The sequence below is a fragment of the Mesorhizobium sp. M7A.F.Ca.MR.176.00.0.0 genome (assembly GCF_004023165.1).
Taxonomy (GTDB): Bacteria; Pseudomonadota; Alphaproteobacteria; order Rhizobiales; family Rhizobiaceae; genus Mesorhizobium.
Genome location: NZ_RZTC01000055.1, coordinates 1 through 14,915 on the forward strand (window position 1 = coordinate 1; position 14,915 = coordinate 14,915).

At 65.0% G+C, this 14,915-nt stretch carries 11 protein-coding genes; 2 read left to right on the plus strand and 9 right to left on the minus strand.

From position 1 onward, the window contains the following. The coding region (locus EOB59_RS19030; protein WP_164895688.1) for a xanthine dehydrogenase family protein molybdopterin-binding subunit at positions 1-2,001 on the plus strand (2,001 nt) is incomplete at its 5' end. A 158-nt stretch (positions 2,002-2,159) separates the two neighbouring features. Here EOB59_RS19030 and EOB59_RS19035 read toward each other — a convergent pair. The 9 genes from EOB59_RS19035 to EOB59_RS19075 form a co-directional block, all read right to left on the minus strand. Continuing rightward, complete coding sequence (locus EOB59_RS19035; protein WP_164762590.1) at positions 2,160-2,870, minus strand: outer membrane protein; 711 nt, start codon at positions 2,868-2,870, stop codon at positions 2,160-2,162. A gap of 221 nt (positions 2,871-3,091) precedes the next feature. Next, the gene (locus EOB59_RS19040) at positions 3,092-4,051 is read right to left on the minus strand and encodes an AraC family transcriptional regulator (protein WP_127271117.1); all 960 of its coding nucleotides are present in this window, start codon (positions 4,049-4,051) and stop codon (positions 3,092-3,094) included. Between the two features lie 207 nt (positions 4,052-4,258). Further along, complete coding sequence (locus tag EOB59_RS19045) at positions 4,259-5,140, minus strand: DMT family transporter (protein WP_127809810.1); 882 nt, start codon at positions 5,138-5,140, stop codon at positions 4,259-4,261. A 221-nt stretch (positions 5,141-5,361) separates the two neighbouring features. Then, positions 5,362-6,444, minus strand: coding sequence for a histidine kinase dimerization/phosphoacceptor domain -containing protein (locus EOB59_RS19050; RefSeq protein ID WP_127381626.1), 1,083 nt, complete (start codon positions 6,442-6,444; stop codon positions 5,362-5,364). Between the two features lie 166 nt (positions 6,445-6,610). Beyond that, positions 6,611-8,101, minus strand: coding sequence for an efflux transporter outer membrane subunit (locus EOB59_RS19055; protein ID WP_128288994.1), 1,491 nt, complete (start codon positions 8,099-8,101; stop codon positions 6,611-6,613). An 11-nt stretch (positions 8,102-8,112) separates the two neighbouring features. Then, a complete protein-coding gene (locus EOB59_RS19060; protein ID WP_128288995.1) occupies positions 8,113-11,256 on the minus strand; it encodes an efflux RND transporter permease subunit in 3,144 nt (1,047 codons plus the stop codon). A gap of 4 nt (positions 11,257-11,260) precedes the next feature. Further along, a complete protein-coding gene (locus tag EOB59_RS19065) occupies positions 11,261-12,472 on the minus strand; it encodes an efflux RND transporter periplasmic adaptor subunit (protein ID WP_164895690.1) in 1,212 nt (403 codons plus the stop codon). A gap of 303 nt (positions 12,473-12,775) precedes the next feature. Then, the gene (locus EOB59_RS19070) at positions 12,776-12,970 is read right to left on the minus strand and encodes a hypothetical protein (protein ID WP_127396780.1); all 195 of its coding nucleotides are present in this window, start codon (positions 12,968-12,970) and stop codon (positions 12,776-12,778) included. A gap of 167 nt (positions 12,971-13,137) precedes the next feature. After that, the gene (locus EOB59_RS19075; protein WP_128288997.1) at positions 13,138-13,812 is read right to left on the minus strand and encodes a hypothetical protein; all 675 of its coding nucleotides are present in this window, start codon (positions 13,810-13,812) and stop codon (positions 13,138-13,140) included. Between the two features lie 211 nt (positions 13,813-14,023). Here EOB59_RS19075 and EOB59_RS19080 point away from each other — a divergent pair, with 211 nt between their 5' ends. Then, a complete protein-coding gene (locus EOB59_RS19080; protein ID WP_128288998.1) occupies positions 14,024-14,752 on the plus strand; it encodes a response regulator in 729 nt (242 codons plus the stop codon). Positions 14,753-14,915: the final 163 nt, after the last annotated feature.

Here is a 14,915-nt window from a genome sequence, read left to right on the forward strand (position 1 = left end):
CCGCCCGACAAGCCCTATTGCCCGCTCGCGCGCGACATCACGTTCTCGGGTCAACATGTCGCTGCCGTGGTCGCCGAGACCTTCGAACAGGCGGTCGCGGCGGCGGCCCTGGTCAAGGTCAGCTATGACGAGACGCCTTCCATCGTCGACCTCAGCGACGGCAAGGCTGGCGACGGCATCCCGATCGACGCCATGACCAAGGAATGGGGCGATGCGCAAGGTGCGTTCGCCTCGGCACCGGTCCGCATCTGCGCCGCCTATAACACGCCGCGCGAGTACCAGGCGCCGATGGAGCCGCATGGCCTGATCGCCCGCTGGGAGGGCGACCGGCTCACCGTATGGGAGCCGAGCCAGTGGCTGGACGGGATGGCCCGCACCTATGCCGAATGGTTCGGCGTGCCGTTCGAGAATGTGCGGCTGGTCTCGCCCTATATTGGCGGCGGCTTCGGCTCCAAGGCGCTGGCGCTCAGCCATGGCGCGGTGGCCGCATGTTCGGCCAGAATGCTTGGCCGGCCGGTGCGGCTGGTGATGACGCGGCCCCAGACTTTTACGGGCTATGGTGGCCGCGCGGCGACACGCCAGACCGTGACGATCGGCGCCGACACGCAAGGAAAGATCCAGTCGATCGTGCATCGCGGCGTCAATGAGACCTCCATCGACGGCATGTGGGTCGAGCCGCTGGGATCGGTCACCTCGATCATGTATGCGACGCCGAATTTCTCCTCGAAGCAGAACGTCGTGCGGGTCAATTCGGTGGTGCCGGGCGCCATGCGCGCGCCGGGCGAAAACCCCTCGGCCTTCGGCATCGAAAGCGCCATCGACGAGCTCGCTTACGAGGTCGGCATCGACCCGCTGGAAATCCGGCTCCGGAACTATGCCGAGCAGGATCCGCATGCCAAAAAGGCTTGGTCTACCCGGCAGTTACGCGAGGCTTTTGCCGCAGGTGCGGAGCGCTTCGGCTGGGCCAGGCGCTCGCCCGAACCGCGCTCGATGCGCGACGGCACCCAGTTGATCGGCTGGGGCGTCGCGGCTGGCACCTATCCGGTTCGGCGCGCCTATGGCGAGGCGATCGTGCGTATCCTGGCCGACGGCTCGGTCGAGGTCGAAAGCTCGTCGATCGACATGGGTCAAGGAACCTACACAATCCTGGCGCAGACCGCCGCTGAAACGGTCGGCGTGCGAGCTGACGACGTGGTGGTGAAACTCGGCGACTCCCGCTTTCCGCGCGCCGGCGTCACCGGCGGCTCGCGCCTGGCCGGCGTCATGACCGGCGCGGTATACAAGGCCGCGAGCTCAGCGCTCGACCAGTTGGTGGGCCTTGCCATCAGCGATCCGCGGTCGCCTTTCCACGCGCTGCAGGCCAACACGCTGGTCGTCGCCAATGGCCGCATCGCTTCGCCGCGCGGCGACGGCCCCGATGTCTCGATCGCCGAACTGCTCAAAAGCGTCGGCCGCGACCACATCGAAGCCACCGGCGACACCATGCCGGAAAACTCGACGCCAGAGGAGCGCTACAAGAACTACACCACCATCGCCATGGCGCTGCCGCACACCGAGGGCGACTATTCCCGCCACTCCTGGTGCGCGCATTTCATCGAGGTGCGCGTCGACGAGGACTTCGGCACGGTGCGTGTATCGCGTGTGGTGTCGGCGCTGGATTCGGGGCGGCTCTACAACCCGAAACTTGCCGAAAGCCAATGGAAGGGCGGCATCATCATGGGCATCGGCCAGGCGCTATTGGAAGAAGGCATCGTCGACCGCCGCCACGGCCGCATCGTCAATGACAACCTCGCCGATTACCTCGTGCCGACCAACGCCGACATCCCGGACTTCGAAGTGATCTCGGTCGGCATCCCCGACCTGCATTCCTCGGTGCTCGGCGGCAAGGGCGTTGGTGAGCTGGCCATTGTCGGCGTGGCGCCGGCGATTGCCAACGCGGTGTTCCATGCGACGGGAAAGAGGGTGCGGGATTTGCCGATCACGCTGGAGAAGCTGATCTGAAGAGCGGCTGATCTCCCACTCGAGGGGAGATGTCGCCAAAGGCAACAGAGGGGGTCGTCGCGTATAGAGCGCCGACCCCCGTCTGCGGCAGCAGGCCGAGCCCCGCCGGCCCCCTGGCCTGCCGGCCATCTCCCGAGGGAGACCTGTAGCACCAGCAATCAGAACTTGTAGCTTAGCCCGACCCGGATATCCTGCGTCTGGAGGTCGACATGGGTTTCCGTAGGCAGACCGGCTGCCACCGAGAGATCCTGGCTGCCGAAGTCGGAGTAACGATATTCGGCTCGAGCGATCCACTTGTCGGTGAAGGCGTGCTCGATGCCGGCGCCAACGGTCCAGCCGACATGGCTGTCGCTGTGGAGCGTTACTTCGGCGGCAGGGCCACCGGCGCTGACCGCAATTAGTTCATACTTGGCCGCGGCGACACCGGCAGTGATGTAGGGCAAGGTCCGATCGAAAGCATAGCCGGCGCGCAGCCGCGCCGACCCCGACCATTTGAGTTCGCTCTTGAGCAACGTGGTGACACCGCCGCCGCCGGCGTCGAGGGCCGTCAGCCCATCTATATTGCTGTACATGATGTCGGCCTCGGCGCCGATCACGAAGCTGTTCTCCATCTGGTAATTGGCGCCGATATGGACACCGCCGATAAATCCGTTCGGATCGGTGGAGACATTGAGATCGGTGGCCCCGCCCAGTCCGCCGCCGGCGATGAACAGATTGGATTTTCCGGCCGCGTAGCCGATGTCGACGCCGGCATAGAGTCCGGACCAGTCGTAGCCGGATGCAACAGGCGAAACCTCATTGATATCAGCCGCACACGCCACACCGAGCGGCGCGAGAATGAAGGCCGTTGCGAGAAGAAGAGTTTTCATTGTTGTCTGCTGCCCCATGTTGCTTCCCCACCGCACAAATGAGCTGCGGAGATCCAGCTGTTGTCGAGAAATCCGGTGTTGCATTGTCCGCCCGCCGCGTCTTGGGCTGGGCCGCACCCGAATTGTCGGGGAAAGCATAGCAGCGCTTTCCCGGCTGGTGTGGCCATTCGGCCTCAGTCGATTGGCGTGTCGTGTATCCGGCGGGGTTAGCGGCGACGAAACTACCTGGCACTGCCCGGTGTCGAGCCGAATCGGCGGCGGAAGCAGCGGTTGAAATAGGAGACGTCGGAGAAGCCGCTGAGCAGCGCGATCTCGCTGATCCGCATGCGGTCATTGTGCCTGTCGCGGAGCATGCGATGCGCCCTTTGCAAGCGCAGTTCGAGAATGCGCTCGGCAAAGCTCACCCCGGTTTCCTGCAGCAGGTCATGGACATAGCGAACGGAGAGCCGCAATTGCCCGGCAACGCCCTGCGCCGAAATGGCGGGATCGGCGAAATTATCCCGCATCTTCTGCAGTATGGCCTGCAGCCTTGCCGCGCGCAGGCCGCGCAGGCCCGCCAGTTCGGCCGCTTCGCCCTTGGCGCCGGTCGCAAGGCCGATCAGGTCGACGATCGTTTCGGTGGCGTGGCCGATGAGGTCGGGCGAGACCAGCGCCGGGCCTGCTTCCAGGAAGCTGCAATAGCGCTTGAGCATGCCGAGCGCCTCATTGTCGGCTCCAACGGTCAACGCCAGCCGATCCTCGATATGAGCGAAGGCATTTTCCAGCACGGCACGAGGGAGCACCACATTGGCCCAGACATTGCTGTCGCCGCCGGTCATCTGCAACGCTTCCGAAGCCGAGACCAGTGCGGCCTCGCCTTTGCCGACGTGATAATCGCGGCCAATCTGCGTGCCGCTGAGCACCGTATCGCCATTGTTCACCAGCAGCAGATAGCCGTCGCGACCATCGGCGGCGATATTGCCCGCCTTGCGGCTGGCATGACGGATCGTCCCGGCCATCTGCCCAAGCACCAGCGAGCCGACAGCGGTGGCTTCGATCGCGGCTTCGAACGACAGTCTCTCCGAAATCGTGTATTCGACCGACCATATCTCGGCGACATGGATGTCCTGCCAGAGCGCGAAGCGTGCGCGATGATCCAGATGCGGCGGCAGATCCGCCGATGAGAAGACGTTCTTTTGCAAGGGGCAACCGGCCTTTTCTACAATCGCGTCTTCATTTCGACACGCACCGTATGGGACCAGATCACGGTCTGTCCAGAGCCGGAAATACTTGTGCGCCAGGTGACAATTCCAGTGCCGTCCTGGACAAGGATTGGCTTAATTTCGTGGATTGGGCTGGTTGAATTTCGGATTACTCGAAAATGCCCAGTGCCGACGAATCGCGCCACCCTACTCCGGCGACGGCACCGGCGGCCGCGATGTCAGCGCCGTGCCGAAGGCGGCGACAACGACGGCTGCGATCCCGGCCAACTGTGTTGCGGTCAGGCTTTCATGCAGGAACAGGAAGCCGGCCAGCGCACCCAGCCCCGGCTCCAGGCAGGTCAGCGTGCCGTAGATGCGCGCCGGCATGCGGGTCAGCGCCACCATCTCCAGGAAGAACGGCAACGCGCTGGAAAACAGCCCGACCAGCAGCGCGCTGACCAGGATCGACGGCGACAGCAGCGCGGATCCCGCCTGCGCGATACCGAAGGGCAGCACGAGCACAGCGGCGATGGCCATGCCGTAGGCAGTGGTGCGGGTGCCAAGCTCCGCGCCGGCCTTCTGGGCAAGCACGATATAAAGCGCCCAGAAGCCACCGGCAGCCAGCGCCAGCATCACCCCTATCGGATCAAGCGGCGCGAGGGAATGAACGAAGGGCGACAACAGCAGGATGCCGGCCACTGCCAGCGCGATCCAGGCAAAGTCGCTGGCGCGCCGCGAGCTCAAGGTCGCCACCAGAAGCGGGCCGGTAAACTCCAGCGCCACCGCGATGCCGAGCGGAATCCTGGCGAGCGCTGCGTAGAACAGGAGGTTGAGCGCGCAAAGCGTCACCCCATAGGCGACCAGCCACGGCAGAGTGGCACGCGAGGGCCGCATCTGCCAGGGCCGCAGCACCGCGATCAGCATCAGCGCACCGATGACCAGCCGCAGCGTCGTCGTCCCTTGCGCGCCGATCTGCGGGAACAGGCCCTTGGCGAAGGTGGCGCCGATCTGGATCGACACCATGGCGCCCATCAGTGCCGCGACCGGCAAGGGCGCCGCTTCGCGACTGGCAATCGGCGTCGATGTCACGTGATCCCATCCTCCATGCCGCCGGGTCCAAACCCGACCGGCGGCATGGAGATAGGGCGAACCGGCCAACCTGTCGTGAGGCAGCGGCGGACTGGCTGCTGGGGCACGGACTGTTGGCACGCCATGAGCCTCCCAGCCCGCGAAGCGTTCATTGCCGCAGTGCACAAGGAATAGCTGGAGATGATCCTGTAGATGCGAGAGCGCGACGACAACGATACGCTTCAGGCGGTGGCAGCCGAGCGCTTGAACACGATGATCACCTGAGTGCCCTCGCCGGCGCTCGACTTCACGTCGAACTGCGCCTTGGCATTCTCGGTCAGCGAGCGGGCGATCAGCGCGCCGAGCTTGCCGCTCTTGGGCCAGGTCTCGCCGTCCGGCAGGCCGATGCCGTCATCGGCGATCACGATGCGGCAGCCATCACCGTCGACGATGCTGTGCAGCGTGATCGTCCCGCCGTCTCGCCCTTGGAAGGCATGCTTGAGCGCATTGGTCAAAAGTTCGTTCACCACCAGCCCGGTCGGCATGGCGACATTGATCGACACCGGATAGGTGTCGACCTTCATGTCGAGGCGGATGCCCTCGACCGCATGCGAGTTCATCACCGCCGACGCGATCTGGCTGAGATAGACACCAAGATCGACCTCATCCTTTTCATCGTCCCCCGACAGCGTCTGGTAGAGGATTGCCAGCGCATCGACGCGACCTGCCAGCCTCTCGAAACGCTTCTGATCCGGTTCGGCCGCGTTGCGCGTCTCCATCCGGATCAGTGCGGTGATCATCTGCAGATTGTTCTTCACCCGGTGCTGCAATTCGCGCAGCAGCGTGTCCTTCTCGCGGATGCGCTCATCGATCGATCGCGCATCTTCGGTTTCGCCATGGGCCGAGACGTCGACCAGCGCCACCAGCCGGAAGCAGGCCTTGCCATTGTCGTCCTCGATGACGTTGGAATAGACGTCGACGATCACAGATTGGCCTTCTGTCCGCTCCAGCCGGAACGTGCCGATGAAATCGGTGTCCTCGACCACGGCCTCGAACAGCGGCCGGTCCTTCTGCTTGTGCAGGCCGGTGCCGGAAAGCGCCGCCCAGTGTTGCCGGGCGAGCGTCGCCGCCTTGAGGCCGGACAGTTTCTCGAATTCCGGATTGGCATAGACGACACGCTCCTTCGAAACCAGGTCCGAGACGGCAATGGCGATCGGTACCTGGTCGAGGAACTTCTTGAACTGTTCGCTTTCCAGCGCGCTGGCAAGGTCCGGCGTTTCGAGCAACTGCCCGACCGCTTCGGCCTTCTGTGTATCGGATGTCATCTGCGGCGCCTGTGCTGTGTGGTCACCATCAATAACAGCGATGCGATCACCCCGCCATCGCCAAAGCTCAAGGCGGCACTTCACGCGCCGTCACGAGCGGTGTGTTCGCACAATCTCGAAATCTGCGTAGCCGCCTCGGAATACTTGACCGAGCCCTGGGAACCGCTCACGAGGCCGGCTTCGACGCCAGCCTTGGCGCGGTCTTGACGTCGACGATCTCAGGCTTGGCACTGTCCACCGTGCCATCCCAGCCGCCACCGAGCGCCTTGTTGAGGGCGATGTAGTTGGTCGCCAGCAGGACGCGGCTTTGCAGCAGCGAGTCCTCGGCCGAGTAGAGCGAGCGCTGGGCGTCGAGCACATCGAGCAGGCTTGTCTCGCCGGCCTTGTAGAGCGTGCCTTCGAGCCGCGCCGCATCGCCATAGGATTTCGCCGAAGAGGCGAGCTTGGCGATCCGGATGCGCTCCTGCGACAACAGCACCAGCGCGTTCTCGACATCCTCGAGCGCCGTCAGCACCGAAGACCGGTATGCGATGAAATATTGATCGCGCTGCGCCTTGGCGACCTCGACGGCCGCCTGCAATTGACCGGCATTGAACAAGGGCACGCTGAGCGTCGGCCCGAACGACCAGCCGATCGACGAGTTCTTGCCGAGATCGCCAAGCTTCAGCGCCGCCGTGCTGATGTCTCCCGTCAGGCTGACCGAGGGATAGCGGGCGGCCTCTGCCTGGCCGATCTTGGCGGTGTATTGCGCATATTGGCGCTCCGCCATGCGCAAATCGGGCCGCGAAAGCAAGAGGTCGGCGGGAATTCCGGTGGGCATCGGCAGGCGTGGTGCAGGGATCGGGGCGACCCGCTTCAGCCGCTCGCTGAGCGAGGCAGGCGGCCGGCCGGCCAGCACGGCGAGACGATGCACGGCCTGGGCATAGCTTGCCTCCAGCGTCGGCACCGCGGCTTCGGTGCTCGCGGCCTGCCCCATCGCCTTGGCGACATCGGCGGCGGTCGCCGTGCCCGCCTGCGCCATGGTGCGGGTAAGTTCGGCGGTCTGCCTTTGCGACGCGGCCGAGCGCCGGGCGAGTGCGATGCGGGCCTTGTAGCCGCGCGCCTGGGTATAATAGGAAGCGACATCGCCGACCAGGGTGAGAAGCGTCGAGTGCAGTTCCTCCTGCGAGGCGTCCAGCCCGTAGCGCGCGGCCTCGACGCCCCTGCGGTTGGCGCCGAACAGGTCGAGCTCCCAGCTTGCATCGAAGCCGGCCTGGTACTCGCTGTAGGTGGCGTCAGAGCCTGTTGTGGTCTCGGCCGATTTGTTGCGGGTGGCCGAGCCGGAGCCGTCGACCGACGGCAGCAACGTGCCGGCACTCTGGCGGTAGCTGGCGCGCGCCTCGCGGATTTTTGCCTTGGCGGTGGCGACATCGAGATTGCCGGCAACCGCTTCCTCGACAAGCGTGTTCAGCTCGGGATCGCGCAGCCGCTGCCACCATCTCGACAGTTGCGCCGGCTGGGCAGGCTTTGTCGGCTTCTGGCCGCTCCAGCTTGCAGGCATCGCCAATATGGGCGTCTGATAATCCGGACCGACGACGCATCCAGCGAGCAGGACAGCGGTAATCATAGGCGCAAGAAGCCGCCTCGCGGCCACCGAGCCACGTTCCAAACCTGTCATGTGAAATTTTCCTATTGCTGGTTGGCCGTCACCGGCGTCTCGCCCGTATCTGGTTTGGCCGCCCTGCCCTTGAAGATGCGCCGCACGGTGACGAACAGCAGCGGCACCAGGAAGACACCGATCACCGTCGCTGCGATCATCCCGCCCATCACGCCGATGCCGACCGAGTTCTGCGCGCCCGAGCCAGCACCGCTGGCAATCGCCAGCGGCAACACGCCGAGGATGAAGGCCAGCGACGTCATCAGGATCGGCCGCAGCCGCTGTCGTGCTGCCTCAAGTGTCGCCTCGACGAGCCCCATCCCGGCGGCCTGCCGCTCAATGGCGAACTCGACGATGAGGATGGCATTCTTGGCCGCGAGACCGATCGTGGTCAGCAGGCCGACCTTGAAATAGACGTCGTTGGACTGGCCGAACAGGCTTGCCGCCAGCAGCGCGCCGAAGATGCCGATCGGCACCGACAGCATGACCGCGAACGGGATCGACCAGCTCTCGTAGAGTGCGGCCAGGCACAGGAACACGACCAGCGCCGAAATCGTGTAGAGCGACAGCGCCTGGTTGCCCGAAAGCCGTTCCTGGTGCGACAGGCCGGTCCATTCGTGCGAATAGCCGGGCGGCAATTGCGCCACCAGCCGGTCGATCTCGTCCATGGCCGCACCCGAACTCACGCCTGGAGCCGCGGCACCCTGGATCTCGACTGCCGCCGACCCATTATAGCGTTCAAGCCGGGGCGAGCCGAACGTCCAGTGACTGGAGGCGAAGGCCGAGAACGGAACCATGGCGCCACTGGCATTGCGGACCTGCCATTTGTCGAGGTCTTCCGGCTGCATGCGGAAGTTCGCGTCCGACTGCATGTAGACCGGCTTCACCCGCCCGCGGTCGATGAAATCGTTGACGTAGTCGCTGCCCCAGGCGGAGGACAGCGTGTTGTTGATGTCGGCCAGGCTGACGCCCAGCGCGCTGGCTTTTTCCTGATCGATGTCGACCGAGAATTGCGGCTGGTCTTCCTGCCCGTTGGGCCTTGTGTTGGCGAGCAGCTTGTTCTGCCCGGCCAGGTTCAGAAGCTGGTTGCGCGTTTGGATCAGCGCGTCATGGCCCGCACCGTTGACGTCCTGCAGGTAGAAATCGAAGCCGTTGGTGTTGCCGAAGCCCTGGATGGCGGGAGGCGCAAGCGCGAAGACCTGCGCATCCCTGATCTTCGAAAACGCGCCCATCGCCCGGCCGGCGATTGCCTGCGCGGCAGAAGCCGGCGATTTCCGCAGGTCGAAGTCCTTCAGCCGCACGAAAGCAATGCCGACATTCTGCCCTGCGCCGCCGAAGCCGAAGCCGGAAGCGGTGAACACCCCGTCGACGACGTCCTTCTCCTGATTGAGATAATGGTCGGTCACCTCTGCCAGCACCCGCTCCGTGCGATCCTGCGTCGCGCCGACCGGCAGCGACACGCTGGTGATCAGGATGCCTTGGTCTTCTTCCGGCAGGAACGAACTTGGCAGCCGGGCAAACATCCAGCCCACGGCAACGACGATGGCCAGGAAGACGGCGAGGAAGCGCCAGGACCGATTGATAATGCCGTGCGAGCCGTCGCGATAGGCAAGCGTGCCGCGATCGAAGACCCGGTTGAACCAGCCGAACGGGCCCGTTTGCGTCGCATGGTCCTTGGGCGGTCGCAGGATCGTGGCGCAAAGTGCGGGCGTCAGCACAAGGGCGACCAGCACGGACAACACCATCGCCGAGACGATGGTCACCGAGAATTGCCGGTAGATGATGCCGGTCGAGCCGCCGAAGAAAGCCATCGGCACGAACACGGCCGAAAGCACGGTGGCGATGCCGATCAGCGCTCCGGTGATTTCGTGCATCGACTTGCGCGTCGCCTCCTTCGGCGGCAGGCCTTCCTCCTGCATCACGCGCTCGACATTCTCGACGACGACGATGGCGTCGTCGACGAGCAGACCGATGGCCAGCACCATGGCGAACATGGTCAGCGTGTTGACGGAATAGCCGAACAGCGACAGCACGCCGAACGTGCCGAGCAGCACCACCGGCACGGCGATCGTCGGGATGATGGTGGCCCGCAGATTCTGCAGGAAGATGAACATCACCAGGAACACCAGCACGATCGCCTCGGCCAGCGTCTTGACCACCTCCTCTATCGACAGCCGCACGAAAGGCGAAGTGTCGTAGGGATAGACGACCTCGACGCCTTGCGGGAAGGTCGAGCTCAGCCGGGCGATCGTCGAGCGCACCGCTTCGGCGGTGTTGATGGCGTTGGCGCCGGTCGCCAAATTGACGGCCACGCCGGCCGCGGGCTTGCCGTTGTAGTTGGCCTGCGTCGTGTAGCTTTCGGCGCCGAGTTCGATGGTGGCGACATCGTTGAGGCGAACCAGCGAGCCATCGGTTTGGCTCTTCAGGATGATGTTGCGGAACTGTTCGGCGGTCTGCAGCCGGCTCTTGGCCGTCACCGTGGCATTGAGCTGCTGGCCCTTGCGCGCCGGCAGGCCGCCGAGCTGGCCGGCAGAAACCTGCGTGTTCTGCGCCTCGATGGCGGTCGCCACGTCGCTCGGCATCAGGGCATACTTGGCGAGCTGGTCCGGATCGAGCCAGATGCGCATGGCATAGCCGGAGCCGAACAGCTGCGTCGAGCCGACGCCTTCGACGCGCTTCAGCGTGTCGTTGACGGTGGCGTCGACATAGTCGGCGAGATCGGTCGAGTTCATCTTGCCGTCGGTCGAGACGAAGCCGATGACCATAAGGAAGCCGGTCGAGGATTTGGAGACGGTGATGCCATTGCTCTGCACCACCTGCGGCAGCTGCGACTGCACCAGCTGAAGCTTGTTTTGCGTCTGCACCTGGGCGGTGTCGGGATCGGCTGCGGTGGTGAAGGTCAGCGTGATCGAGGCCGAACCGGTCGAGGTCGACGTCGCCGTCATGTAGTCCAGATTGTCGATGCCGGTCATGCCTTGCTCGATGACCTTGGTCACCGAGTTCTCGACCGTCTGCGCGTCGGCGCCCGGATAGGTGGCGCTGATGTTGACTGTCGTCGGCGCGATCTGCGGATATTGCGAGATCGGCAGTGAGGTGAGCGCCAGAAGCCCGCCCAGCATGATCACGATGGCGATCACCCAGGCGAAGATCGGCCGGTTGATGAAGAATACGGACATCGCCTCAGTTCCCGGCCGCGGCGGCAGGCGCCGGTTTGGCAGCGTTGGACGCGGCCGGTGCGGCGGACGTGCCCTGCCCGCGATCCTTGACCTCGCCGGTCGTCTCGTCGATCGTCACCTCAACGCCCGTCGCATCGCCGCCGGGGCGCACCAGCTGCATGCCCTCGACAATGACACGATCGCCGTCGCCGACACCCGAATCCACCAGCCAGTTGTTGCCGACGCTGTTGCGCACCGCGAGCACCCGCGTCTCGACCTTGCCCTGCGCATTGATGACCATGGCCGTGGCCTCACCCTTGGTGTTGCGGCTGACGGCGCGCTGCGGCACCAGGAAACTGTTCTGGGCAACGCCCTCCTCGACCAGCGCCCGCACATACATGCCGGGCAGCAGCAAGCGATCGGGATTGGGGAATTCGGCCCTGAGCGCGAAGGTGCCGGTGGTCTGGTCGACATTGGCGCCGGCGAATTCCAGCTTGCCGGTCTGCGTGTAGATGGTGCCGTTCTCGAGCTTCAGCTTGACGCTGACATTGGGGCCGCTGAACTTCAGCCGCCCTTCCGAGATCGCCTGGCGCAGATTGAGCAGGTTGGTGCTCGATTGCGTGACGTCGACATTGATCGGATCGAGGGCACGGATGGTGGTCAGCACAGTGTCCTGGTTGGCGGTCACCAACGCGCCGGGCGTCAGAGTTGACTTGTCGATGCGGCCGGCGATCGGCGCCGTGATCGAGGTGCGGTCGAGACTGATGCGCGCCGTCTCGGCGCTGGCCTTGGCCGAGGCGACATCGGCTTGCGCCTGCGCCAGCGTGGCGGCGGCATCGTCATAATCCTGTTTGGAAACAACGTTCTGTTTCAAAAGCCCTGCATAACGGTCGAACTTGGCCTGCGCAGTCGGCACCGCCGCTTGCGCCTTCTGCTGGGCGGCGACCGCGCTGTCATAGGCTGCCTTATAGCTTGCCGGATCGATCAGGTAGAGCGGCTGTCCCGCAGCAACTTCGCTGCCCTCCTTGAACAGGCGCTGCTGGATGATGCCGTTCACTTGCGGGCGCACCTCGGCAACCAGCGAAGCCGCCGTGCGCCCCGACAGTTCGGCGGTGATCGCCACCGATTGCGGATGCAAGGTGACGACGCCGACTTCCGGTTTGCCGGGCGCGCCCATGCCGGCGGGGGCGCTGCCCTCCTGCGAGCAGGACGCCAGCAGAAAGGTAGCGGCGAACATCGCGGCCCAGGGCGCCAGATGGCGTGCCGAAAAACGAGGCTGGCTAGGCTTGGAAATCATGGCCTGGATCTTTCCCTGGAGTTGCGTACGCGCTGGCAATGGACCGCTTGGTCGAGGGGCATGCCGATCCATATGATGATAGGCCGCACCCGTCGGCGGGCGGCGACGAGCAATGCTTGGAAGCGGCTCATGTCGCGCTCCTTCTCGGCGGCCGGAGCTGCTCGAAAGTCGAGTAGCTGGCCTCGATGCCCACCAACATCATTATGCCGATCAGCGAGGACATGCCAAGCGCCTTGCCGGAGTTCACGCGATCTTGCGGTCATGATGTCCATGGTTGTCGAGCGGCTGCGAGAGCGGAAGCGACAGCCGCCAGGCGGCGAAGCGCAGGCGGATCGCGCCCTTCAGCGTGTCGACCGGGAGGGCCAGCGGCATATCGCGCCCGGCAGGACCGAACGAGAGCCTCGGGCTGGCGGACGCGAGCAGCCGCAGCATGATCATGGCTTCCCACATTGTCGTGCTTCCATTGCATGGTTCGAATTAGCGTCATTCGAACTGGACGTGATTGAAACGAGGGATGGCAGGGATACGCCCGCCATCCCCCGGAGAACCGGCCGGCCCGAGAACGGGTTGGGTACCGGGCCGGCCGGTGCAGTCGGTCAGAGTTGTCAGTCGTTCCCGGGCTGGGGCGAGAGCTGCCTGCCATCGTTGGGCAGGCCTCTGGGGCCGGCTGCATCGTTCGGCGGCCCGCCCCAGGGACCGGGGGGTGATCCATGGGGGCGTTCCGCCGAAGCGAGGACTTCGAGTTGTTCGGGCGTCAGCTTGGCACGCAGTTCCGCGATCGCGTCCTTCAGTCTGCCGGCCGAAACCGCGCGGGCGGTGACATCGTCGGCCAGCTTTTCCTGGAACGCGAAAGGATCAGGCTTGCCGCCGGGACCCGCCGCGTCGGGACCCTTCGCTTCAGCACTACCGGGCCGCCCGTGGTCAGGCTGAGGCGGCGAAAGCACCGCCTGCAGCGCGCTGGTGTAGTCGCGCCAGGCGTCGAGTTGTTCGGTGCGGATGCCAACGCGGGTCTCCAGCGCGGCGAGCCGGGCGGCCAGCATGAATTCCGGCGGCGGACCCATGCGGCGGGGGCCAAAGCCCTGTGGGCCGAAACCCTGCGAACCAGGCCGCATCGGTTCATGCGGGCCGGGTCCAGCCATCGGGCCGTGATCTGGGCCGTCCTGCATGGCCACGACAGGTGGCGGCTCGCCTGGTCCGGCGCCGGGATCTGGCTGCGCTGCCAGCGCGGGGTGAATTGCGGCGACGGAAAACAGGCCGAGCGCAAGAAGTCTGCTTCGCATAAAGATGTTCCTTTCTCTCATGCTTCGGACAGTTCAGAGGATAGGAAGCGTCTTTGTCCGCTTCGCGTCGGCGTGTTGCCGAAGGTTTCCGCAAAAGGGCAATTTGTTTCCGAATGTTTCCCTCGGGCCCCCGGAAACGTTCGGTTGCAATTTTCCATGCCGCTCGGGCGCGGCTCCTCCTATAATCGTGGCCAAGGCAAGGGCACGATTGATGCAGTCACAACCCCATATCCTCGTCGTCGACGACGACCGCGAGATCAGGACGCTTCTCCAGCGTTACCTCGACAGCCAGGGCTTTCGCGTCACGGCGGCGGCGGACCGGCGCGAATGCGAGCAACGGCTTGGCGCGGGCCAATTCGACCTGATCGTGCTCGACGTGATGCTGCCGGACGGCTCGGGGCTCGATATCTGCCGCGGCTTGCGCGACCGCAAGCCGCACACCCCGATCATCCTGCTGACCGCGCTGAAGGAAGATGTCGACCGCATCATTGGCCTGGAACTCGGCGCCGACGACTATCTCGGCAAGCCGTTCAACCCGCGTGAGCTCATTGCCCGCATCCGTGCCGTGCTCAGGCGCTCGGCGCCCGAGGAGGCGCCCGCCTCCCCGCGCGCGCGTACCTACCGCTTCGCCGGCTACAGGCTGGAGCCGGACACCCGCAAGGTGACGGATGCACAAGGCGTGGCCGTCGACCTTACGGGCGCCGAGTTCGACCTCTTGCAGGTGTTTCTCGACCGCCCCGGCCGGCTTTTATCGCGCGACCAGCTTCTCGACCTGACGCAAGGCCGCGAGCGCGACCCGCTCGAGCGTTCGGTCGATGTGCTGGTGAGCCGGTTGCGCCGGAAATTTTCGGACACCGGCGACGGGCCGCTGTTCAAGACCGTGCGCAATGGCGGCTACCAGCTCACCGCGCGCGTCGAGACCGTGGAGAGCCACGCGTGAATTCGCTGCGCCGCCGTCTCATCCTGCTGCTGGTCGCCTCGATCGTCGGCGTCGTCGGCCTGGCGACGGCCGCCGTCATCAGCGTGCGCGGCGGCGGACCGCCGCCGGAACTGACCGTGCCCTGGATTGCCCAACAGATGGAACTGGTGGTGCGGCTTTTGCC

Bases quoted from the DNA above. Each gene is read 5' to 3' on its own strand.
- EOB59_RS19035 (WP_164762590.1), bottom strand. From the start codon at position 2,870: ATGAAAACTCTTCTTCTCGCAACGGCCTTCATTCTCGCGCCGCTCGGT.
- EOB59_RS19050 (WP_127381626.1), bottom strand. From the start codon at position 6,444: ATGACATCCGATACACAGAAGGCCGAAGCGGTCGGGCAGTTGCTCGAA.
- EOB59_RS19055 (WP_128288994.1), bottom strand. From the start codon at position 8,101: ATGACAGGTTTGGAACGTGGCTCGGTGGCCGCGAGGCGGCTTCTTGCG.
- EOB59_RS19060 (WP_128288995.1), bottom strand. From the start codon at position 11,256: ATGTCCGTATTCTTCATCAACCGGCCGATCTTCGCCTGGGTGATCGCC.
- EOB59_RS19065 (WP_164895690.1), bottom strand. From the start codon at position 12,472: ATGTTCGCCGCTACCTTTCTGCTGGCGTCCTGCTCGCAGGAGGGCAGC.
- EOB59_RS19070 (WP_127396780.1), bottom strand. From the start codon at position 12,970: ATGATCATGCTGCGGCTGCTCGCGTCCGCCAGCCCGAGGCTCTCGTTC.
- EOB59_RS19075 (WP_128288997.1), bottom strand. From the start codon at position 13,812: ATGCGAAGCAGACTTCTTGCGCTCGGCCTGTTTTCCGTCGCCGCAATT.
- EOB59_RS19080 (WP_128288998.1), top strand. From the start codon at position 14,024: ATGCAGTCACAACCCCATATCCTCGTCGTCGACGACGACCGCGAGATC.